Here is a 20399-nt window from a genome sequence, read left to right on the forward strand (position 1 = left end):
CCGAGCGTACGATCATGAACCTTCGACTTTCCCGCCTCGCCGTGGCCTGTGCGCTCGCGGCAGGCACGGCGCTGACCCCGGCGCTCTCCACGGCCGCGACACAGGTGCGCGTCTGCTCGCTGCCCGGTACGCCGACGGCCGCCCTCGACAAGGCCGTCGCACGCGAGGCGTTCCGCACGGCCGGCATCGCCGCCACCTTCTCCGCGCACGAAGCCGGCGGCAGCGACGATGACGGCGTGTCCGCGCACGAGCTCGCGGGCATCCTCGAACGCGATTGCGACGTGCTCGCCGGCTTCCCGCGCTCGGCGATCGCCGACGCATCCGATACGAAACTGCTGTTCTCGCAAGGCTACCTGCGCTCAGGCTACGTGAGCGTCACGCGCCGCGACGCCGGCGCAGCGACCACCGGCCGCGAGATCGTCGCGGCGACCTACGCAAGCCCCGCGCAGCTGATTGCGGTCCAGCAGAAGAACGCGCGCTTCGATCTCGAGAACACGTCCGAGCAAACGGTCGCCGCCGTGGCAGGCGGCCGCGCGCATCGCGCAATCGTCTGGTATCCGGCCGTCGTCGCGTACCAGGCCGCGCATCCGAAACAGGCGTTCCGCATCGGCTCGACGTCGTCGCCGTACGCGGAGTGGCAGCTCACGTTTGCGTTCGCGCCGCGCTCGGCCGCGCTGCAGCAGCGCATCGACGCGGCACTCACGCAGATGAAGAACAACGGGCGGCTCGCCGCGCTGACCCGCAAGTGGACGCTGCCCGGCAGCGCGCTCGAGGCGCACGATTCGCGCGCGACGCCGCGCTTCCTCGACGGTGCAACGGCGGCGGCCGGCCCGGCGCGCGCCGGCCTGCTGCGCGCGCGCGGCGTGCCGGCCGGCGGCGGTTTCATTCGCGTCTCCGGGAGCACCGGCGAGGCCGCGCCGGCATTCGATGCGGCCCAGGTCGAACATGGCAAGACGCTGTACGGCAATGCGTGCGCCAAGTGCCACGGCGCCAACCTCGAAGGCGACACCGCGCCCGCGCTGAGCGGTCCGTCGTTCGCGCCGCTGTCGCATTCGCACCTGACGATCGGCGGCGTGTTCGGCTACATGGCGACCAACATGCCCGCAGACCAGCCCGGCAAGCTGAAGGACGACGACTATGCGGACCTGATGGCGTTCCTGCTCGCATCGAACGGCTATGCCGCGAGCAAGAACAAGCTGACCGCCGATACGGCGCGCGCATCGGCCGCGCCGCTCGTCGTCGGCCCCGCGGGACACAAGGAAGCCAGCCAGTAACCCGGCCTGCGGCCCGGATGCGGATGCGCATGCCGGGCCGCCCGCCGGCACGATTTCTTCTTCACCAGGAAACGACAGTAATGCACACCACGACTCGCAGAACCTTCATCGTCCAGACCATCGGACTGTGCGCGGCGCTCGCCGCGGCACGCCCCGCGCTGGCGGCCCCGCCGCTCGTCGACGAAAACGATGCCGCGGCCAAGACGCTCGGCTATCGCGCCCGCGCGTCGAGCGTCGACGCCGCGCAGTTCCCGAAATACCAGCCCGGCCAGCGCTGCTCGAACTGCCGCTTCTACAAGGGCGAAGCGGCGGATGCCGCCGGCACGTGTGCGATGTTCGCCGGCAAGTCGGTTGCCGCGGACGGCTGGTGCAACGTGTATGCCAAGCGCGCGTGACGCGTCGCGCGGCGAGATGCCGGCGCGGTCCGCACTGCGGCACGCGCCGGCGTCCGCCGCCGGCCATGACGACGACGCGCCGCAACACGCCGTCGCCCATCTCCACGCGCTGATTTCGGCCGGCCTGTCGCGCGGCTTCGTCACGCGCGGCGACATCATCGACGCGCTGCCCGACGACGATGCGAACGAAAGCGGCATCGACGCGGCCGCCGCGGTGCTGGGCGAACTCGGCATCGCGGTGTGCGACAGCGCCGATACCGCGAGCGGCTGGACGCTCGAGCGCTACTTCCGGCCCGCGCCGCCCGCGCGGGCATGGGTCGACGGCGCCGGCACGCTCGCCGCGGCCGATTTGCTCGCGCCGCGCACGACGGATCCGGTCCGGCTGTACCTGCGCGAGATGGGCACGACCCCGCTCCTCACGCGCGACGAGGAATTCGCCTACGCGCAGCGGATCGAGCGCGGTCGCGCGGCGTCGGTCGCGGTGCTGTGCGGCGACCCCGATGCGCTCGACGCGCTCATGTCGATCCGCGCCGAAATCGCCGAAGGCCGGACCGCCGCATCGACCTATGTGATCTGTCTCGCCGACGGCCGTCGCGACGCTCTGCCGGCCGCCAACGCAGATCCGGGCGCTTCGCCCGCGGCCCCCGATGAACCCGCTGAACCCGCGCGCGACGACGACACCGGGACGGATACGCAGACGGAGAATTCGGCCTGGCGCAACGGGGTGGTCGCGCGGCTCGCACGCCTTGACGCACTCGCGGACGGCATGCGCGCGGCGCTGGCGTCCGGCGGCACCGCTTGCGCCGCGTATCGCAAACAAGTACGCGACACCGCGGCGCTGCTCGGCACGTTGCACCTGTCCGCGCGTGCGCTCGAGCGGATGAGCGAGCCGTTGCGCGGCCGCGCGCGCCGGCACCGCGCATTGCGCGGCCGGCTCGCGCGAATGCTGACCGACGTGGGCGTCCCGCCGTCGTTCGCGCAAGATGCCGACGGCGACCACGCCGGCTGGCTCGCGTCGTGCATTGCCGCGCACCCGGCCTGCGCACCGACGCTGACGCGACGCGCGGCCGAGTTCGTCGATGCGCGCGACGCGATCGCGCGCGGTGCCCCTGCGTCGGCACTGCCGCCCGGCGCGACCGCATCGCTCGATGCACGGCTCGGTGCGATCGAACGCGCGATGCAGCCGGCGCGGACGGGATTGTTCGATGCGAACCTTCGGCTCGTCGTGTCGATCGCGAAGCGCTATCCCGATCGTGGGCTGCCGTTCGCGGACCTGATCCAGGAAGGCAACATCGGCCTGTTGAAGGCCATCGAGCGTTACGACTACCGGCGCGGCTTCCGGTTCTCGACCTACGCGACCTGGTGGATCCGGCAGGCGATCACGCATGCGCTCGCCGACCTCGGCCGCACGATCCGCGTGCCGACGCATACCGTCGACGCGCTCAACAAGCTGACGCGGCTCGCGCGCGAGCATCGGCAACGCGCGGGCACCGCCGCGACGCCCGCGCAACTGGCCGTCCACATGGGCGAGCCGGTCGACAAGGTGCGTGACCTGATGGCGATCGTGAAGGAACCCGTGTCGGCAGACCTGCCGGTCTCGCCGGAAGGCGACATGACGTTCGCCGACGTCGCGCCCGACACGGCAACACCATCGCCCGAAGACGCGGCCGGCGCCACGCAGTTGCGCCGCAAGATCGCCGCCGCGATCGACCGGCTGCCGCCGCGCGAGGCGATGGTCCTCACGCTGCGCTACGGGCTGCACACGGACGAAGGCTGCTCGCTGCGCGACATCGGCCGCCAGATGAACCTGTCCGCCGAGCGCGTGCGGCAGATCGAGGCGTCGGCACTCGCCCGACTGCGTGCGTCCGACGCGCTCGGCATGCTCCGGTCGTTCATCGCATAGCACGCGTCGGGCCGGCACCGCGTTCGCCGTGTTGATGCCTGCAACACCCGCTGCTGCATTTCGACGCAACCGGCGTGGGGACAACAGCGCCGGGCGTTCCATTTTTTATGCTTCGCAGTACAGACCGAACATCGAAAACCGCACGACAACGCGCGCACACGCCGTTCCGTCCGAATACCCACGCGATTGGCATGCAAGTTGCGTTTCAACAGGCACGCCACACCCTACGATTTCCATGGAGAACACCTTGACCGCCCTCGTATCGATCCTTCAGGAACGCCGAATCTTCGAACCGACGGCCGACACGCGCGAGCGCGCGACCATTTCCGGCATGCCGGCCTACCAGGCGCTGGCCGCCGAGGCCGAGCGCGATTACGAAGGCTTCTGGGCGCGTCTTGCCCGCGAAGGCCTCGACTGGCACAAGCCGTTCACGAAGGTGCTCGACGAGAGCGACGCACCGTTCTACAAGTGGTTCGACGACGGCGAGCTCAACGCGTCGTACAACTGCCTCGACCGCCACGTCGAAGCCGGCAACGGCGCGCGCGTCGCGGTGATCTTCGAGGCCGACGACGGCACCGTCACGCGCGTCACCTATGCCGATCTCCTCGCTCGCGTGTCGCGCTTCGCGAATGCGCTGAAGAAACGCGGGATCGGCAAGGGCGACCGCGTCGTCATCTATATCCCGATGTCGATCGAGGGCATCGTCGCGATGCAGGCCTGCGCGCGCATCGGCGCGACGCACTCGGTCGTGTTCGGCGGCTTCTCCGCGAAATCGCTGAACGAGCGGCTCGTCGACGTCGGCGCCGTTGCGCTCATCACCGCCGACGAACAGGCGCGCGGCGGCAAGACGCTGCCGCTCAAGAGCATCGCCGATGAAGCAATCGCGATGGGCGGCTGCGAAGCGGTCAAGAGCGTGATCGTCTATCGCCGCACCGGCGGCAAGATCGACTGGCACGCCGGGCGCGACCTGTGGATGCACGAGATCGCGGACGGCGAGTCCGACACGTGCGCGCCGGAGTGGGTCGGCGCCGAGCATCCGCTGTTCATCCTGTATACGTCGGGCTCGACCGGCAAGCCGAAGGGCGTGCAGCACAGCACGGGCGGCTACCTGCTGTGGGCCGCGCAGACGATGAAGTGGACCTTCGACTGGAAGCCCACCGACGTGTTCTGGTGCACGGCCGACATCGGCTGGGTCACGGGCCACACGTACATCACGTACGGCCCGCTCGCGTGCGGCGGCACGCAGGTCGTGTTCGAGGGCGTGCCGACCTATCCGGATGCCGGGCGCTTCTGGAAGATGATCGGCGATCACAAGGTCACCGTGTTCTACACCGCGCCGACCGCGATCCGTTCGCTGATCAAAGCGGCCGAGGCCGACGACAAGGTCCACCCGAAGAGCTACGACCTGTCGAGCCTGCGCATCATCGGCACGGTCGGCGAGCCGATCAATCCGGAAGCGTGGATGTGGTACCACAAGCACGTCGGCCAGGCGCGCTGCCCGATCGTCGACACCTGGTGGCAGACCGAGACCGGCGGCCACATGATCACGCCGCTGCCGGGCGCGACGCCGACGGTGCCGGGCTCGTGCACGCTGCCGCTGCCGGGCATCATGGCCGCGGTGGTCGACGAGACGGGCCAGGACGTGCCGAACGGGCAAGGCGGGATCCTTGTCGTCAAGCGTCCGTGGCCGGCGATGATCCGCACGATCTGGGGCGACCCGGAACGCTTCAAGAAGAGCTACTACCCCGAGGAACTCGGCGGCCGGCTGTACCTGGCCGGCGACGGCACGGTGCGCGACAAGGACACCGGCTACTTCACGATCATGGGCCGCATCGACGACGTGCTGAACGTGTCGGGCCACCGGCTCGGCACGATGGAGATCGAGTCGGCGCTGGTCTCGCATGAGCTGGTGGCGGAAGCGGCGGTGGTCGGCCGCCCGGACGACACGACCGGCGAGGCGGTGGTCGCGTTCGTGGTGCTGAAGCGCTCGCGTCCGGAAGGCGAAGAAGCGGCGGCGCTGGCGAAGACGCTGCGCGACTGGGTCGGCAAGCAGATCGGGCCGATCGCGAAGCCGAAGGACATCCGCTTCGGCGACAACCTGCCGAAGACGCGCTCGGGCAAGATCATGCGGCGCCTGTTGCGCTCGCTCGCGAAGGGCGAGGCGATCACGCAGGACACCTCCACCCTCGAGAACCCGGCGATCCTCGAGCAGCTTGGCCAGTCGCTCTGAATGACGAGGCCGGCACTTCCCGGCACTTCCCGGCCTCCCCGACTTCCTCGACGCACGCGCGTTCCGGCGCCCATCCCGGCCATGAACGCGTCGCGCACGGCCGCTACCCGGCCGCGCACGTGCGTCCCGCCGCGCCCACCCTGCGTGCGCGGCCCGCGCGACGGACACCGCCAAGCGCGGCATCCGTCGCATCCCCTGTTCGATGCAACGACGTACAACAACACTGGAGACACCCAATGAAAAGCAGAATCGTGATCGGTTGCGCGGCGCTGGCAGGCGCGATGGCCGGTACCAGCGCCTTCGCGCAAAGCAGCGTGACGCTGTACGGCAACCTCGACGCCGCCTTGCTGTACACGAGCAAGACGCTCGACGCGGCCACCGGCGCGAACGCCGGCCATCAGTTCGCGATGACCGACACCGGCATGACGCCGACGACGTTCGGGATGACCGGCACCGAGGATCTCGGCGGCGGCCTCAAGGCGAAATTCCAGCTCGAAAGCGGCTTTGCCGTCACCAACGGCGCGTTCGCCCATTCGAACGGCAATTTCTTCGGCCGCCAGGCGTGGGTCGGGCTCGACGGCGGCTTCGGCACGGTCAAGGCCGGCGTGCAGTACTCGCCGTTCCTGCTCGCGATCTTCGATTCGGATCCGCGCAGCTTCTCGCACTTCGGCAGCGGGCTGATCAACTACGTCGACAACGTGCTGGTGACGGGCCTGTTCAACCCGAACGCCGTGTCGTACACCAGCCCGACGATCGCCGGCCTCACCGGCAGCGCGATGTTCGCATTCGGCGGCAAGGCCGGCGACTTCCAGGCCGGACGCCAGTATTCGGCGAGCCTCAAGTACGAGCATGGCGGCTTCATGATCGACGCCGCGTTCTACGACGGCAACGACGGCACCAACCCGACGCCGACGCCGAGCACCGTCGCGTTCGTCGGACGCACGATCGGCGCCGCGTACCGCTTCGGCCCGGTCACCGCGAAGGCGTCGTTCGCGAGCTACAAGGTCGGCGGATCGTTCAGCAACAACGTGTACGGCGGCGGCCTCGACTACCAGGCAACGCCGACCGTCGACCTGAACGGCGGCGTGTGGTTCACCAGCGACCGCAACGACACGGCCAATCACTCGCTGCTCGCGGCCGTCGGCACGACCTACAGCCTGTCGAAGGCGACCGCGCTGTACGCGCAGGTCGCGATGGTCAACAACCACGGCGCGATGAACACCGGGCTCGGGATCAACAACGCGCTTTACGCGGTTACCGGCACGACCGTCGGCGCGAACGTCGGGATCCGTCACATGTTCTGATCCACGGGCGGCGGTTTCGGCACCGGATCGCCGCCGCTCTGCATTCGCAGTCCGAATCATCTTCCGCCGGATCGGGCGCGCGACGACGCGTCCGGATTCGGCGCGACCTCCATCGCATGTGCAACCGTGTGCAACCGTGCGCGACGCACCGTCCGTGTCATGCCGCACGATCCGCGACGTGCTGCGTCCCCGCACGCCGCGCATCGGTATAGACCGCCATCGACGCAGCTCGGACCGCCAGACCCTCACCGGGCCACCGGCCCGGCGAGTTGCCTGTTTGCGCCATCCGTGTCGTTTACGACCGGTTTCCGGGCGCATGACCGATAGTCCGCTCTATCGGTTTCTCTACACTGCTTCACACCAACACACTTGCCGGGTGTCGGGTGCCACACGCCGCGCCTCCGACATCACGGCGTCCCCGAGACAACTGCCTTCGTCCCCGACGGTACCGCGCCGGCCCCACCGCGCACCCGTTCGGCCAGCCGCGAAGGCTCCCTTCAGGAGCGTTCATTGAGTTCATCCCAAGCGCACCCCGCGAAAGCCCGGTCTTCGCGCAAGGCCCTCAAGCCGGACGACATCACGATCGTCGATCCTGCCGTCCTGAAGCGTGCGGTCGGGGCCATGGCGTTCGGCAATGCGATGGAATGGTTCGACTTCGGCGTCTACAGCTACATCGCCGTCACGCTCGGCAAGGTGTTCTTTCCGTCGAGCAACCCGTCCGCGCAGTTGCTCGCCACCTTCGGCACGTTCGCGGCCGCCTTCCTCGTGCGCCCGCTCGGCGGCATGGTGTTCGGCCCGCTCGGCGACCGCATCGGCCGCCAGCGCGTGCTCGCCGCCACGATGATCATGATGGCCATCGGCACCTTCGCGATCGGCCTGATCCCCAGCTACGCGTCGATCGGCATCATGGCGCCCGTGCTGCTGCTCATCGCCCGCCTCGTGCAGGGCTTCTCGACCGGCGGCGAATACGGCGGCGCCGCCACCTTCATCGCCGAGTTCTCGACCGACAAGCGCCGCGGCTTCATGGGCAGCTTCCTCGAGTTCGGCACGCTGATCGGCTATACGCTCGGTGCGGCCACCGTCGCGATCCTGACGGCGACGCTGTCGCAGGAAGCGCTGCTGTCGTGGGGCTGGCGCGTGCCGTTCTTCATCGCCGGTCCGCTCGGCCTCGTCGGCCTGTACGTGCGGCTCAAGCTCGAGGAAACGCCCGCGTTCAAGAAGGAAGCCGAGGCGCGCGAGGCGGACGAACGGTCGCGCCCGAAGCAGTCGTTCGGCACGCTGCTCGTCGAACAGTGGAAACCGCTGCTGCTCTGCGTCGGCCTCGTGCTGATCTTCAACGTGACCGACTACATGGCGCTGTCGTACCTGCCGAACTACCTGTCGGCGACGCTGCACTTCAACGAGACGCACGGCCTCTTCATGGTGCTGCTCGTGATGGTGCTGATGATGCCGATGACGCTCTACGCCGGCCATCTGTCGGACCGGGTCGGCCGCAAGCCGGTGATGATGGCCGGCTGCGTCGGCCTGCTCGTGCTGTCGGTGCCCGCGCTGATGCTGATCCGCACCGGCGGGATGCTGTCGGTGTTCGGCGGGATGCTGATCTACGGCACGCTGCTGTCGACCTTCACCGGCGTGATGCCGTCCGCGCTGCCCGCGCTGTTCCCGACGCGAATCCGCTACGGCGCGCTCGCGATCGGCTTCAACGTGTCGGTATCGCTGTTCGGCGGCACGACGCCGCTCGTCACCGCGTGGCTCGTCGATCGCACCGGCGACCTGATGATGCCGGCCTACTACCTGATGGGCGCGTCGTTTATCGGCATCGTGTCGGTGCTCGCGCTGCGCGAAACGGCACGGCGGCCGCTGCCCGGCTCCGCACCGTGCGTCGCGAGCCGTGCCGAGGCGCAGGACCTGATTCGCCGCGGTGCCGACGAAGGCCGCGTGCGGGAGCGCAAATTCACGCCGATCGGCGAACGCGCGTAACACGCACGTAGCACATCAGGCAGGCATCACCCATCAAGCAGGCCCGCATGACGCGACGCCGCGCGGCACCCGCCGCCGGTGTCGCGCAGGCGACCGTCAGCCCGCCGCGAGTTGCTGCTCGTCGAACCAGTCGAGCAGCGTCCGCGTGACGAACGCGGGATTCTCCAGGTTCGAGATATGGCCCGCGTCGGGCACGAGCGCATGGCGGCAGCCGATCACGCTCGCCATCTTCACCGTCTCCGACGGCGGGCGCGCCATGTCGCCCGCACCGCACATCAACAGCGTGCGTTCGGCATCCAGTTCGGCGAGCGCGGCAAGCGTATTCGGCCGCCCGAAGATCAACCGGCCGAGCGGGACGATCGATTCCCGCAGCCGGTCGGCCGGCAGGCTCGCAAGCGCAGCACGAAAGGCGCTCGGCGCCGGGTCGGCGAGATTCACGTCCGGCCGGAAGAACAGCGGCACGATCGCATCGAGCAGCGGCGGCGCGATGCAACCGGCGGCGGCGATCGCGTCGAGCATCCCGAAGTAGCGCAGGCGCGTCGCATCGGGCTCGGCCTCGAGCGACGCATCCATCAGCACGAGCGAGCGCACGCGCCGCGGTTCGCGCAGCGCGAGCCGCGCGCCCCACATCCCGCCGACGCTGAGCCCGACCACCGCGCACTGCTCGATCTCCAGCGCATCGAGCAGCGCGCTTGCGTGCGCGGCGAGATCGTCGAGCGTGTGCGTGCCGTCCGGCAGCGGGCCCGACGCGCCATGCCCCCACAGGTCCGGCACGATCACGCGATACCGGCGCGACAGCGCGTCGATCTGCGGCGCCCACATCGCCGCGTCCCACAGATAGCTGTGCCCGAGCAGCACCGGAAAGCCGGTGCCGTGATCCTGGTAATGCAGCGTGTTGCCATGAACGCGGTGTGCGGGCATGTCGTCTCCGGATGTCGATACGGTCGGCAGCGACCCGGAAACGGGCGCCGCGATCTGTGGCGTTCTGCGATGAACGCGAAGCGGCGAATCATCGCACAGGTTGCGGCCGCTGCGTGTGACTGCCGCCGGGCCTGCCGCGACGCAGGAAGCCGGGCGCGTGCGCCATGCGACCGGCACGCCATGCGGTCGTCATGTTCATGTGGGTTCGCGGTGCGGGAAGAAACCGTCGATGTGATTGCGGCGCCGGACAACCTCGGTCGTCCGGCGCCGCAAGGAGCAACGCAAGCGGTCAGAACACCGCGTGCCCGCTGATCAGGCTCGGCAGCCAGGTGGAGAAGAACGGCAGGTACGTGACGATGTTGATCGCACTGAAGATCGCGAGGTAGTACGGCCACGCCATCTTCGTCGTCTCGCCGATCGACACGTTGCCGATCGCGCAGCCGACGAACTGCACCGATCCGATCGGCGGGTGCACGAGGCCGAGCGAGCAGTTCAGCAGCAGCATGATCCCGAATTGCACCGGCCCGACGCCGCACGCCATCGCGATCGGCAGGAACAGCGGCGTCGTGATCAGGATGTGCGCGGCCATGTCGACGAAGGTGCCGAGGAACACCTGGATGATGTTGATGTACAGCAGCATCAGCCACGGCGCGGCGGTCGACTGCTTGAGCAACCCTTCGATCGCATCCGGAATCTCCAGGTACGACATCTGGAAGCGCAGCATGTTCGACACGGCGATCAGCAGCAGCACGACGCCCGTCGTGCGCGCCGCATGCGACAGCGCGCGGCGCAGCTTCGCGACGGTCAGCGTGCGGTACACGATCGCGGTCAGCACGAGCGAATACACGACGGCGATCGCGGCCGCTTCGGTCGCAGTCGCAATCCCCTTCGCGACGCACACGAGGATGATCGCGATCACCATCAGGCCCGGCACCGCGCCGACGAAGCTGCGCAGCACCGCATACCAGCCGGGAAACGACGGCAGCGCGGACGAACCGTCCTCACGGCGCGGATAGCCGTGACGCACGGCCTGCCAGTACGCGGCGGCGAGCACGAAGCCCATCACCCACAGCACCGGCAGGAGCCCGGAGAACAGCAGGTCGCCGATCGACACGCCGCTCACCTGCTGGCCGTGCAGCATCCCCGTGATGCCCTGCGCGGCGAACGCGTAGATGATCATGTTGGTCGACGTCGGCATCAGCGCGCCGGCGAGCGACGCGTGAGTCGTCACGTTGACCGCATAAGCCGCGCTGTAGCCTTCGCGCTTCATCAGCGGAATCACCACGCCGCCCATCGCCGACGTATCGGCGGTCGGCGAGCCCGACACGCCGCCGAACAGCGTGCACGCGACGACGTTGGCCATCCCGAGGCCGCCGCGGAAATGGCCGACGGTCGCCTGCGCGAAGCGCAGGATCCGGTCCGCGATGCCGCCATGCAGCATCAGTTCGCCGGAGAAGATGAAGAACGGCACCGCGAGGAACGAGAACGCGTTCATCCCCGAGATCATCGCCTGCATCGCGGTCGCGATCGGCAGCCCTTCGACCATATAGGTCAGCACGCAGGAAATGCCGAGCGCGAACGACACGGGCACGCCAAGCACGAGGAATATCAGAAAACTGACGGACAGGATCGCGAGTTCCATGGCGTTATTGTCCCGACGAAGAGCGACGAAGCGCGAGCAGGTGCTCGAGCGAGAAGAGGATGATGGCGATCGCCGCGGGAATCGTGATCAGGTAGCGCACGCCTTCGGGCAGCCCGATGATCGGAATGCGGTCGCCCATCGTCTCGGCGGCCATGCTGCCGCAACCGGCCATGATCGCGATCGCGAACGCGATCAGGCTCAGGTGCTGGATCGCGATCACCACGGTGCGCGGGCCCGGCGACAGGCGCCGCACGAGCGAGTCGAGGCCGATATGGCCGCCGTCGCGCACCTTCATCGCCGCGCCGAACATCGCGATCACGATCACCAGCAGCAGCGCGATCGGCTCGACGAAGTCGGGCGCGTTCTCGAACACGTAGCGCATCACGACCGCGTAGAACACCAGCACCGTGAGCGCCGCGAGACACAGCGACGCGACCACGGCCAGCGCGCGGAACAGCAGGTCGTTCACGCAGCGCAGCAGCGGCGCCGCCGCGCGCGGCCGGCACGGCGCCGCACCGTCCGCGGCGGCCGCGTCCGGCGAGCCGACGGCCGCCGCGCCGTTCAGGGAAGTGCGACGGGTCACTTGGTTGCCTCGATCTCGTCGACGATCTGCTTCATCTGCGGCGTCTTCTCGTACTTCGCCCACAGCGGCTGCATCGCCTTCACGAATGCCGCGCGGTCGATCTGCGCGGCCGGCAAGATCTTCGCGCCGCCCTTCGTCACCGTCTGCTGCGCCGATGCCTCGCGCGCGGTCCACAGCTTCTGGTAGTACGGCACCGAATCGGCCGCGGCCTTCCGGATCGCGGCCTGTTCCTGCGGCGACAGCGTGTCCCAGATCTTCTTCGAGAACACCAGCACTTCCGGCGTCATCGCGTGCTGCGTCTCCGAGTAGTCGGGCGCCACTTCGAAGTGCTTGGTTTCCTCGTACGACGGCATGTTGTTTTCCGCCGCGTCGACGAGGCCCGTCTTCAGGCCCGTGTACACCTCGGCGAACGGCATCGGCGTCGGCGTGCCGCCCATCGCCTTGATCTCGTCGACCATCAGGTCCGACGGCTGCACGCGCACCTTCAGCCCCTTCATGTCGGCAGGCGTACGCACCGGGCGCTTCGCGTAGATCGAGCGCGCGCCGCTCTCGTAGAACGTCAGCGCGATCATCCCCTTCGCCGAGAACGCGTCGAGAATCTTCTGGCCGGCCGGGCCGTACATCGCCTTGCGGAAATGGTCGACATCGCGGAACAGGAATGGGAACGACGGGATCAGCGACTCCGGCACGATCTCGTTGAACGACGCGCCGTTCACGCGCGCCATGTCGATCGCGCCGATCCGCACCTGGTCGACCGTGTCCTTCTCGGAACCGAGCGCGCTGTTGCCGAACACCTTGATCGAATCCTTGCCGCTCGTCAGCTTCGACAGTTCGTCGCCCATGTACTTGACCGCCATGTTGGTCGGGAAGCTGTCGCCGTGCACGTCCGCCGAGCGGAACACGCGGGCCTGCGCGGACACCGCGAAGCCGGCCATCAGCGCGACGGCCAGTGCGATACGGGAGCGGGTGAATGGGTGCGTCATCGTCAGTCTCCTTGTTGGTTGCTCGTTGTTTGGCGGCGATCCGGGCGGCGTCCGCATCCGTCGTTGCACGGCCTTCGCAGAATCGCAGTCATACGTTGTATGACGTGTCGAAGCGAATGTACGTCGGTTAATCGTTTAACTCACTTGGTGCATACCCCTATAAAGGCCTCTGTGGCGGGTTTACGGCCTGGTAAAGGGAAAAGCTTTCTCTGTTGGGCTGGAAGCTAGCGAAACGTTTTCCGGAAGCAGGTCCCAATTTGAATCGGCGCGGTGTTGTGTCGTTTTCCCGATGCCGAGCACCGTCTCTCGCTACTCTTTCGTTTGTCATAGGATGACTGACTACACCGTAGCCGCGGGTACGACAATTTCGCCCACGTCGTGATCATGGGCACGGCCGGCGTGAAGCTGCAGGGATTCGAAGCGAATACGGGCGGCTACGGCAAGCCGGTCTTCCCGCTCGTGATGTCGCTGACCGACGTGGTGGCCGATACGCCCGACGGCATCTCGACGATCGCGCCGGACGCGAACCTCACGCCGCACAACGTGAACCTGCCGGTGTTCGCGTCGACCGCGAACCGTGTCGTCGCAAACGACGAAGCGACCCTCAACGCGCGTCCGGCCAACGTGCTCGACTGCCGCAAGGCGTTCGTCGATTTCCCCGGCATCGACCAGTCGAACCCTTTCGGCTCGACGTGGGCGCCGTCGTTGTAACGACGACGCGATGACGTCGATACCGCGCCCTCATGCGAGGCATCGCGTCACCGTTGACGGCTCCAGAATTGGGGCCGTGCGGCATTAGCGCAGCAGAGCGATGTTCTCATCGATTCGGCTTTGAATCGTGTGCAACGTCTCTTCGGTGATCGCATGCGGATGCATCTTCCTGGCCAGCGCCGCAAACTGGCCGGCCACATTGCAAAAGCGGTCAATAATGCCGCCGGCCGCCGCTGCTTGAATTTCAGCTTCCTCTGCGAGGCGGAGCACCCCCTCTCTGCGGATCTGCAGGGCCTCCCCCATGACGTCCATCTGGTGGTACCCACCCGGCCCCTCGCAAAATGTTACGTCGTAGGCCGGCGCCAGCTTCCACTCACCGGATCGCGACATGATGTAGGCGAAGTTCTTGGGGTGATCGTCCCGGTTGTTGAACGCGACATTGAAGACGGCTCGCTCGAACGCCAGCCCCTTCTGTCGGACATCATTGGTGCATATGTGGGTCGCACGCAGGAAGTTCACATAGTCCAGGGAACCCGGGGTTCTGTAATCGGCACCGGTAAACGCGGCAAGACTTTGCATGGGCACGCGCAGGCCGTTCTGTCGGTCAAACCGCCTGGACGCGAATGCCGCCATCTGATTGGGCAAATCGAAATGCAACGTGTCCGGGGTCTCGATACCGCACATGCGCAAGCATTCGGCATAGACCATTTCGATCGCGCACACCTCAGGGTGTTCTTGTTGCGCCGGAAATTTGACGAGCCAGGCTTCAAAGTCGGGCTCTGCGACCGTGGTAAAGGTTCCGGAGCGCGGATCACGATAAACCAGTGCTTTAGGTCGGGCACCTTGCGGAGAGCCGCCTATCTGCAGTAACTGCTGCAGGAACGCTCCACCTTCACCATTGAGCACTTCCTGCACCTCCGCCGCAAGCTGATCGAGGGGAATGTGAATCTGCGCCTCCTGAGCTTCGGGCGCCACGGGCTCGAACGACATGACCCCCATCGCATTGCTGCCAATGTAAGCCAGCCGCTCGAGCGGCCCGATGCGCGCCACGTTCAAGCCTCGGCGTTTGAACAGACGATCCATCAGCAACATGCCCCAGCCGTCGGGCAGCGCGTCGTAGACCGGCCCGGGCAGTCCCAGCTGATGGGACGGGAAGTCTCTCCGTAGCTTGGGCCCGTTCAAGGGCAGCACATGGGAAGAAAGCTCCAGCCCTCTCTTCCTCGCCTCATCGCTATACTCGAACACAACCAGCGGGCGACCCGTGATGGCTGTCGTGGACACCATCGATCCCCACCGCCAATGTTCCCCCCAGCCATCGTAGTAGACGTCTACCCGCTCAATCATTTCTGGTTGCCTTCCTCGAACGCTGACGTTTAGCGGTTTCCTCGTACCGGAGAATGTCCTCGAGACTGTCCAGCTTCGGCAAGAACAGTCCTTCGAGCTCCTTGCCGCGACCAAGGACCATGGCCACACGGACCACACTCTCGAGACTCACATTGCGTCCCGCTTCCAGGTTGGACACGGTATTGGCTCCGACGCCGGCGCGTGCGGCCACATCAGCCTGTGTCATCTGCAATGCCAGCCGCTCCGTGCGAAGTCGTCCGCAAAGCAGTTTGACGATTTCATCAGGCTTGCTGAAGCTTAAATCCAACATAGTGGGTCTTCCTGCCTGATAGGCCTCATAACTCACAACATTATAGAATTACTCATCGTCCGGAATCAAAATGAGTAATTCTCGATCGTTGTGTGTTAACCAGAAATACAGCACATTTCACACAGTGAGACGGAATTAACTTCTGCAACCCGATCAGATCGCTCCCCAAAATCGAGGTACGCTCGGGCATCGAAGGTTTGCCCCGCCCCTCCCGCTCCGTCCGGACGATCCGGCGGGCCTACGTATCGCCCAGGAGCCCCCAACCCAATGGCGAACTGGCGTCAGCGCTTTCAGCGTTCGGCGGCATGCACTGGACCCGTTACCTGAACACCCCGAACGGCTACATTCAGCCACGTGCCCAGCGTTCGGCGAGTTCTACGAGTGCTTCCCGCCCATCACGTGCGAACGGTCGCTGCATCGGGGGGATTGTTCGAAGAGGTCACGGTCGAACGCTTGCCATGGCGGGATCAGCAGCGCCGAGTTCGGACGGTGGTATATCGCCGGGCATCGCTTCGTCATTCCACCCAATCAAACAGGAATCCTGATCATCATGCCGCACGCACGGCTCGATTCGGCGAATCAGGCAAGACAATGGACCCGAGAACACGACGGACAAGAGCCATCCGACCGGATACGTGCCGCGCGAAACGCCGGAGTATCCGCAAGATCGCGTACGTGAACACCCTCAACGACCCAGACGCCGATCCCGCAGAAACGCATTCAACTCGCCGCCCGCATGCTCGATATGACGCTTGAGCAGCGACGCCGCCGCGCGCGCATCGCCCTTGCGGCACAACGCGACCAGCTCGGCATGCTCGGATTCGGCCACGTCGCGCGCGGCCTCGGACAGCGACAGCTGCACGCGCGTGTAGCGGTCGGTCTGCTGCAGCAGCGACGCGACGATCGCCGCCGTCTTCGGCTGGTCGGCGCGCGACAGCAGCACATGATGCAGCTCGGTGTTCAGTTCGCCCCAGCGTCCGGACTGGCTCGCATGCAGCACTGCGCTGTATTCCTCGAGGATCGCGTCGAGCCGCGCGAAATCCTCTGCAGTCAGTTTCGGAATCGACTTCTTCAGCAGCACGGGTTCCAGCAGCGCGCGCAATTCGAACAGTTCGGTGATGTCCTCCGGCGACAGCTCGGAGACGATCGCTCCCTTGTGCGGCAGGATCTTGACGAGCCCTTCGCTCTCGAGCTGCACGAGCGCTTCGCGCAGCGGGATGCGGCTGATGCCGAGCTCGGTCGCCAGCGCATCCTGGCGAAGCTGGTAGCCGTCGACATACTCCCCTGTCAGGATACGGCGGCGCAATTCGTTCGCTGCGGCTTCGGCGCGCGTGGCGTAGACAAGAGCAGGGCGTTTCTCGTTCATGTTGCGGTTCGGACGGGGGGGAAGGCGGACAGGCAAGCGCCGACGCGGCGACGGATATTGCATATTTTCTACAATATTAGCAGAGCGGCCTTGCGGTCGAGGGGCGGCAGCCGCATATCGGCGCGACGCCGCGCCCTTCTTTGAGGCCAACAAAAAGTCTCCGCGGATTTCCACGGATGTCGCTTGCCAACCGACATTGCTGCCGCCAGGTTCACACGGACTGCGCGGACCGTTCTCAGCACTTCATCAGCCATTCACCTGAGGGGTGTGTGCTGCTCGTCGGCCAGATCATTCATCGCACGAGGGACTGCCACTGCGGCCATCATCATTTCTCGTCCCGCATGGATGGCGTGAAGGTAATTCCTACCAGCAATCCTTCCGGCCCGATGAAGCGACTGACGGTCTGGCCCCACGGCTCACTCCGGTTCCTGACCAGCATTCGATACCCCCGTGATTCAAGTTCTGCTGTAGCCGCTTCGACATTGTCGACATCAAACTCAATCCAGGCTTGCGGGATGGGTACCTCGCTAGGCCACGAATCCGTGTCGAAGCACGACTGAGCGGCCTGAGAGAACGGCCACAAGGCGAAAGTGTTTGCGCCATTCATGCTCTCGGTATGGAGGTAGCCGCCCGTCTCTTCCTTGAAGGGGATACCGAAGGCCCGACTGTAAAGCTCGCGGCTTGCCTCGGCCTCAATCGCAATCGGGCCAAAGCCCGCGATGAACAAGGCAGTGGCTTTTAGGAACTTATCCATGGCTTTTCCTTTGCCGCGAACGAGCGGCGCCGTGAGGTGCGAACATGTCCGCCCGCGCCCATCGAGTTGAAGTGATGGCCAGTATTCAGGTAGCGCGAGGCATGGATGAGTGTAGGCCTGTTGCAGGTGGCCGGCAGACATCTCCGCCCGGCAGCGAACGGCGATCGGGCGGGTTCGATAGCGCTCGCGGCATCGACTCCGTGCGTCCCGTCACGGGCGTACTGCTGACGCTCGATTGTTCCTTTGTGACTTCGGTCGGACGACCGTTCCTGGCCGGCAAACGCCCGACGACCGCGCGCGACGGTCGTCCCGCGCGGGCGCTTGACGCAAAGGCGTGCCCCGATCCGTTTAGGCCGATCGATTCATCTCGGTATGGAACTTCTCAAGGAACAACGCGGGCGCGTTGTCCAGACTGTCGAGGGTTCGAGGTTGTGGGGCGACGGTTCAGGTTCGGAGTGCCCCGAGTGCGTCAGTGATCCGCACCCTTCCATGCATATCCGTCCGACGCATGGTCTGCTATCAAGTTTTGCGCGAGCACAATCGGGGAACCGCACACAGCGCTCGCGTAAGAGTTCGTTCGCTTCGAGCTTGTCGCAATTGTGAGTCAGGGTTTCCCATTGATCGTCACCAGATAGCGGGCGATATCTTCGATACTTTCGGGTGGAAGCGGAGCGCCGTAGACCGCACGCATCTTGATCACTTCGGCTTTCCAGTCGTCAAACGTCAGCGGTGGTTGACGCATCACCATACCCGCGGAGTGACATATCAGACAATGCGCGTTTGCGAGATCCGATCCCGGTCCTTGAGGGAAAGAGCTACCCGTGGGCAGCGAAAACTGCGTTGTGTTCCCCGCAACGTTACCTGGTGATTTAGCAGCGACTATGCCGGTTGCGACGGTGCCCGCGAAAGAGATGGTGACCCATGCAACAACCCATGCCCTCATGATTCACTCCTCAAGCCGCAACGACGGTCATCGATTCAATCACGTTGCGCATGTAGCCGCCGGGATTCCAGTTTGGTTTATCCGGTTGCTGAACACCGCCATCGTTGACAGCCCTCACCTTCAGCGCGAATTGACCCGCTTGCCGGGGAAGGAACGACGCTTCCCAGCGACGAAAGCTATATTTTCCGTAATCCGGACCAAGCTTTGCGGGCGCCCACGTCATCCCGTTGTCTGCAGAGAAATGTACCTCCCGGACACTCGCGTCGCCCCCGAACGCGATACCGCGGATAGCCTGCCGCCTGCCGACATCCACGACCGCGCCGTCGCTCAGGTTCGTGATGAACGAGCGTGGCACCATCCGGTTGATCGGGACGGTTTTGACCCCGCTCTGACCCGGTGACACGTCCGCACGAGGCGTGTCCGGAATCTGATACGCTTTGGCCATCCAAAAGTTGGTATCCGGCGTGTCGATGACCTCGATGTCATCGAGCATCTTCACCCAGTAAGTCGAATACCACCCGGGGACGACCAACCGTAGCGGGAATCCATTTAGAAGTGGTAGAGGCTTGCCGTTCATCGCGAATGCCACCATCACTTCGCCATCGCGGGCGTGATCAATGCTCAGCGTCTTGACGAAGTCGGGTGTAGCCGGGATCGCACCCGCATCGGCCCCATTGAAGCGCACCTGAACCGCTCCCGCCTTTACGCCAGCGCGGTCCAGAATGTCCTTGAGGCGCACGCCGGTCCAGCGCGCGTTGCCCATCGCGCCGTTACCCCACTCTCCGCCCGCGACGCGCGGCTTGAAGAATCCTCGCGAGTTACCCGCGCACTGGTTGACAGCGGCGACCTCGACTCGCTCGAACTCTCTGGATAGCTCAGCAATTCCTAACACGACTTCGTGCTGCACCGCTCCATGAATCCTGACCCGGAAGCTGCGCACGTCGATGCTCGTCGGTATGCTGGCCAGGTGCCAGCGTACAAAGAACTGATCGTTGGGCGTGAAAACGCCCTGATCGAAAACAGAGAATGGTGTCTCCAGCAGAGGTGGACGACTGCGGACCAGTAGCATCTCGCCTTTTTGCGGAAAAGCCGTGGTCAATTCCCGCAGGCCGTTTTCAAAGGGCAAGGTGATCGCATTCGCCGCTCTTGCAACGTCTGACAGCCCCCACGTAAGGCAACCAGCGCTTGCCGCCATAAACGACTGCAACAACTGACGACGCCTGATGTTGTATTCGTCGATCATCGCTCTCTCCGGGGCCGCGAACAGGTTGGCGCTTTCGTAGCGCGAAGTAAATCCAGCCTGTACCCAAATCAATATATGCACTTCGACAGCGAGGCTCTACGCGTAGTAACCCGCGAGGTTTATCTTCTCGTTCGAACCGCCGGCGACCTGTACGAGTGCGGCGTGGTTGGCATGGCGGCCCGTTGCTACGTTGCAGCAGCGCGAATTCTCACGGAAACACCGGAATTTTCAGATCGATTCCCTCGATGTGGCTTCTGGATAATGAAGTCGCACTGTGCTTTCGATTTCCTCCACGCATTCATGTGGAATATCGATCATCGTCAATATGTGGTCTTTCTCGATTGCGGCCTGAAATCGCTTAAGCCGCAAGCCCGGCAAGGGCGTTCATCGGACTTTGAAGTCGTTCGGCTATCGAGCGCTCGCCTTGACAATCAGATGGCCGATAACGAATGCGGATTCAATGGCAGGTCTCGCCCGCGTTCCCCGGCCATCCGCGACGAACCGCAAAAAAGC

16 protein-coding genes and 1 pseudogene are annotated in these 20399 nt (G+C 65.5%); 7 read left to right on the plus strand and 10 right to left on the minus strand.

Features of this window, described 5'->3' with window-relative positions; all coding sequences use genetic code 11:
* The first annotated feature begins 14 nt into the window (after positions 1-14).
* The 6 genes from AC1Z3W_RS19010 (at position 15) to proP (ending at position 9086) form a co-directional block, all read left to right on the plus strand.
* A complete protein-coding gene (locus AC1Z3W_RS19010; protein ID WP_483508245.1) occupies positions 15-1274 on the plus strand; it encodes a c-type cytochrome in 1260 nt (419 codons plus the stop codon).
* Positions 1275-1354: 80 nt separating this feature from the next.
* Positions 1355-1669, plus strand: a complete 315-nt coding sequence (locus tag AC1Z3W_RS19015) for a high-potential iron-sulfur protein (protein WP_057928145.1) — start codon at positions 1355-1357, stop codon at positions 1667-1669.
* Positions 1670-1685: 16 nt separating this feature from the next.
* Positions 1686-3572 carry a sigma-70 family RNA polymerase sigma factor gene (locus AC1Z3W_RS19020; RefSeq protein WP_483508338.1) on the plus strand — a complete coding sequence of 629 codons (1887 nt, stop codon included), beginning with the start codon at positions 1686-1688 and terminating at the stop codon, positions 3570-3572.
* 235 nt (positions 3573-3807) lie between these two features.
* The gene (acs, locus tag AC1Z3W_RS19025) at positions 3808-5802 is read left to right on the plus strand and encodes an acetate--CoA ligase (protein ID WP_483508246.1); all 1995 of its coding nucleotides are present in this window, start codon (positions 3808-3810) and stop codon (positions 5800-5802) included.
* 236 nt (positions 5803-6038) lie between these two features.
* A complete protein-coding gene (locus tag AC1Z3W_RS19030) occupies positions 6039-7106 on the plus strand; it encodes a porin (protein WP_124835029.1) in 1068 nt (355 codons plus the stop codon).
* Between the two features lie 510 nt (positions 7107-7616).
* Positions 7617-9086, plus strand: a complete 1470-nt coding sequence (proP, locus tag AC1Z3W_RS19035) for a glycine betaine/L-proline transporter ProP (RefSeq protein WP_057929053.1) — start codon at positions 7617-7619, stop codon at positions 9084-9086.
* A 96-nt stretch (positions 9087-9182) separates the two neighbouring features.
* On the opposite strand, the gene AC1Z3W_RS19040 is transcribed toward proP, so the two are convergent.
* The 4 genes from AC1Z3W_RS19040 to AC1Z3W_RS19055 all read right to left on the minus strand — a co-directional run bounded on the left by AC1Z3W_RS19040 (position 9183) and on the right by AC1Z3W_RS19055 (position 13215).
* Complete coding sequence (locus AC1Z3W_RS19040; protein ID WP_057929054.1) at positions 9183-10007, minus strand: alpha/beta fold hydrolase; 825 nt, start codon at positions 10005-10007, stop codon at positions 9183-9185.
* A gap of 289 nt (positions 10008-10296) precedes the next feature.
* Complete coding sequence (locus tag AC1Z3W_RS19045; RefSeq protein WP_057929055.1) at positions 10297-11649, minus strand: TRAP transporter large permease; 1353 nt, start codon at positions 11647-11649, stop codon at positions 10297-10299.
* A gap of 4 nt (positions 11650-11653) precedes the next feature.
* Entirely contained in the window at positions 11654-12232 is a 579-nt protein-coding gene (locus tag AC1Z3W_RS19050; protein ID WP_124835026.1) for a TRAP transporter small permease, read from the minus strand.
* Positions 12229-13215 carry a TRAP transporter substrate-binding protein gene (locus tag AC1Z3W_RS19055; protein WP_124835025.1) on the minus strand — a complete coding sequence of 329 codons (987 nt, stop codon included), beginning with the start codon at positions 13213-13215 and terminating at the stop codon, positions 12229-12231. The genes AC1Z3W_RS19050 and AC1Z3W_RS19055 overlap by 4 nt, the downstream gene beginning before the upstream one ends.
* A gap of 369 nt (positions 13216-13584) precedes the next feature.
* Between AC1Z3W_RS19055 and AC1Z3W_RS19060 the strand changes: the two are divergent.
* Positions 13585-13926: pseudogene (locus AC1Z3W_RS19060) on the plus strand (endopolygalacturonase); the annotation flags it as partial.
* 84 nt (positions 13927-14010) lie between these two features.
* On the opposite strand, the gene AC1Z3W_RS19065 reads toward AC1Z3W_RS19060, so the two are convergent.
* The 6 genes from AC1Z3W_RS19065 to AC1Z3W_RS19090 all read right to left on the minus strand — a co-directional run bounded on the left by AC1Z3W_RS19065 (position 14011) and on the right by AC1Z3W_RS19090 (position 19886).
* On the minus strand, positions 14011-15270 hold the full coding sequence (locus tag AC1Z3W_RS19065) for a type II toxin-antitoxin system HipA family toxin (protein ID WP_483508248.1): 1260 nt from the start codon (positions 15268-15270) through the stop codon (positions 14011-14013).
* Positions 15263-15580 (minus strand): helix-turn-helix domain-containing protein, encoded by a 318-nt coding sequence (locus AC1Z3W_RS19070; protein WP_057929060.1) that lies wholly within the window; start codon positions 15578-15580, stop codon positions 15263-15265. The genes AC1Z3W_RS19065 and AC1Z3W_RS19070 overlap by 8 nt, the downstream gene beginning before the upstream one ends.
* A gap of 685 nt (positions 15581-16265) precedes the next feature.
* Positions 16266-16946 carry a GntR family transcriptional regulator gene (locus AC1Z3W_RS19075; protein ID WP_175827421.1) on the minus strand — a complete coding sequence of 227 codons (681 nt, stop codon included), beginning with the start codon at positions 16944-16946 and terminating at the stop codon, positions 16266-16268.
* A 325-nt stretch (positions 16947-17271) separates the two neighbouring features.
* Positions 17272-17700 carry a VOC family protein gene (locus AC1Z3W_RS19080; RefSeq protein WP_483508249.1) on the minus strand — a complete coding sequence of 143 codons (429 nt, stop codon included), beginning with the start codon at positions 17698-17700 and terminating at the stop codon, positions 17272-17274.
* Positions 17701-18304: 604 nt separating this feature from the next.
* On the minus strand, positions 18305-18643 hold the full coding sequence (locus AC1Z3W_RS19085; RefSeq protein WP_483508250.1) for a c-type cytochrome: 339 nt from the start codon (positions 18641-18643) through the stop codon (positions 18305-18307).
* A gap of 10 nt (positions 18644-18653) precedes the next feature.
* Complete coding sequence (locus AC1Z3W_RS19090) at positions 18654-19886, minus strand: molybdopterin-dependent oxidoreductase (protein WP_483508251.1); 1233 nt, start codon at positions 19884-19886, stop codon at positions 18654-18656.
* Positions 19887-20399 lie beyond the last annotated feature (513 nt).

This window comes from Burkholderia sp. 10_S31, assembly GCF_056930375.1.

Excerpts from the sequence above, each read along its gene's own strand:
- AC1Z3W_RS19040 (WP_057929054.1), bottom strand. The coding sequence starts at position 10,007 with ATGCCCGCACACCGCGTTCATGGCAACACGCTGCATTACCAGGATCAC.
- AC1Z3W_RS19010 (WP_483508245.1), top strand. The coding sequence starts at position 15 with ATGAACCTTCGACTTTCCCGCCTCGCCGTGGCCTGTGCGCTCGCGGCA.
- AC1Z3W_RS19075 (WP_175827421.1), bottom strand. The coding sequence starts at position 16,946 with ATGAACGAGAAACGCCCTGCTCTTGTCTACGCCACGCGCGCCGAAGCC.
- AC1Z3W_RS19055 (WP_124835025.1), bottom strand. The coding sequence starts at position 13,215 with ATGACGCACCCATTCACCCGCTCCCGTATCGCACTGGCCGTCGCGCTG.
- acs (WP_483508246.1), top strand. The coding sequence starts at position 3,808 with ATGGAGAACACCTTGACCGCCCTCGTATCGATCCTTCAGGAACGCCGA.
- AC1Z3W_RS19090 (WP_483508251.1), bottom strand. The coding sequence starts at position 19,886 with ATGATCGACGAATACAACATCAGGCGTCGTCAGTTGTTGCAGTCGTTT.
- AC1Z3W_RS19045 (WP_057929055.1), bottom strand. The coding sequence starts at position 11,649 with ATGGAACTCGCGATCCTGTCCGTCAGTTTTCTGATATTCCTCGTGCTT.
- AC1Z3W_RS19070 (WP_057929060.1), bottom strand. The coding sequence starts at position 15,580 with ATGTTGGATTTAAGCTTCAGCAAGCCTGATGAAATCGTCAAACTGCTT.
- AC1Z3W_RS19080 (WP_483508249.1), bottom strand. The coding sequence starts at position 17,700 with ATGGATAAGTTCCTAAAAGCCACTGCCTTGTTCATCGCGGGCTTTGGC.
- AC1Z3W_RS19030 (WP_124835029.1), top strand. The coding sequence starts at position 6,039 with ATGAAAAGCAGAATCGTGATCGGTTGCGCGGCGCTGGCAGGCGCGATG.
- AC1Z3W_RS19015 (WP_057928145.1), top strand. The coding sequence starts at position 1,355 with ATGCACACCACGACTCGCAGAACCTTCATCGTCCAGACCATCGGACTG.
- AC1Z3W_RS19085 (WP_483508250.1), bottom strand. The coding sequence starts at position 18,643 with ATGAGGGCATGGGTTGTTGCATGGGTCACCATCTCTTTCGCGGGCACC.
- AC1Z3W_RS19065 (WP_483508248.1), bottom strand. The coding sequence starts at position 15,270 with ATGATTGAGCGGGTAGACGTCTACTACGATGGCTGGGGGGAACATTGG.
- AC1Z3W_RS19020 (WP_483508338.1), top strand. The coding sequence starts at position 1,686 with ATGCCGGCGCGGTCCGCACTGCGGCACGCGCCGGCGTCCGCCGCCGGC.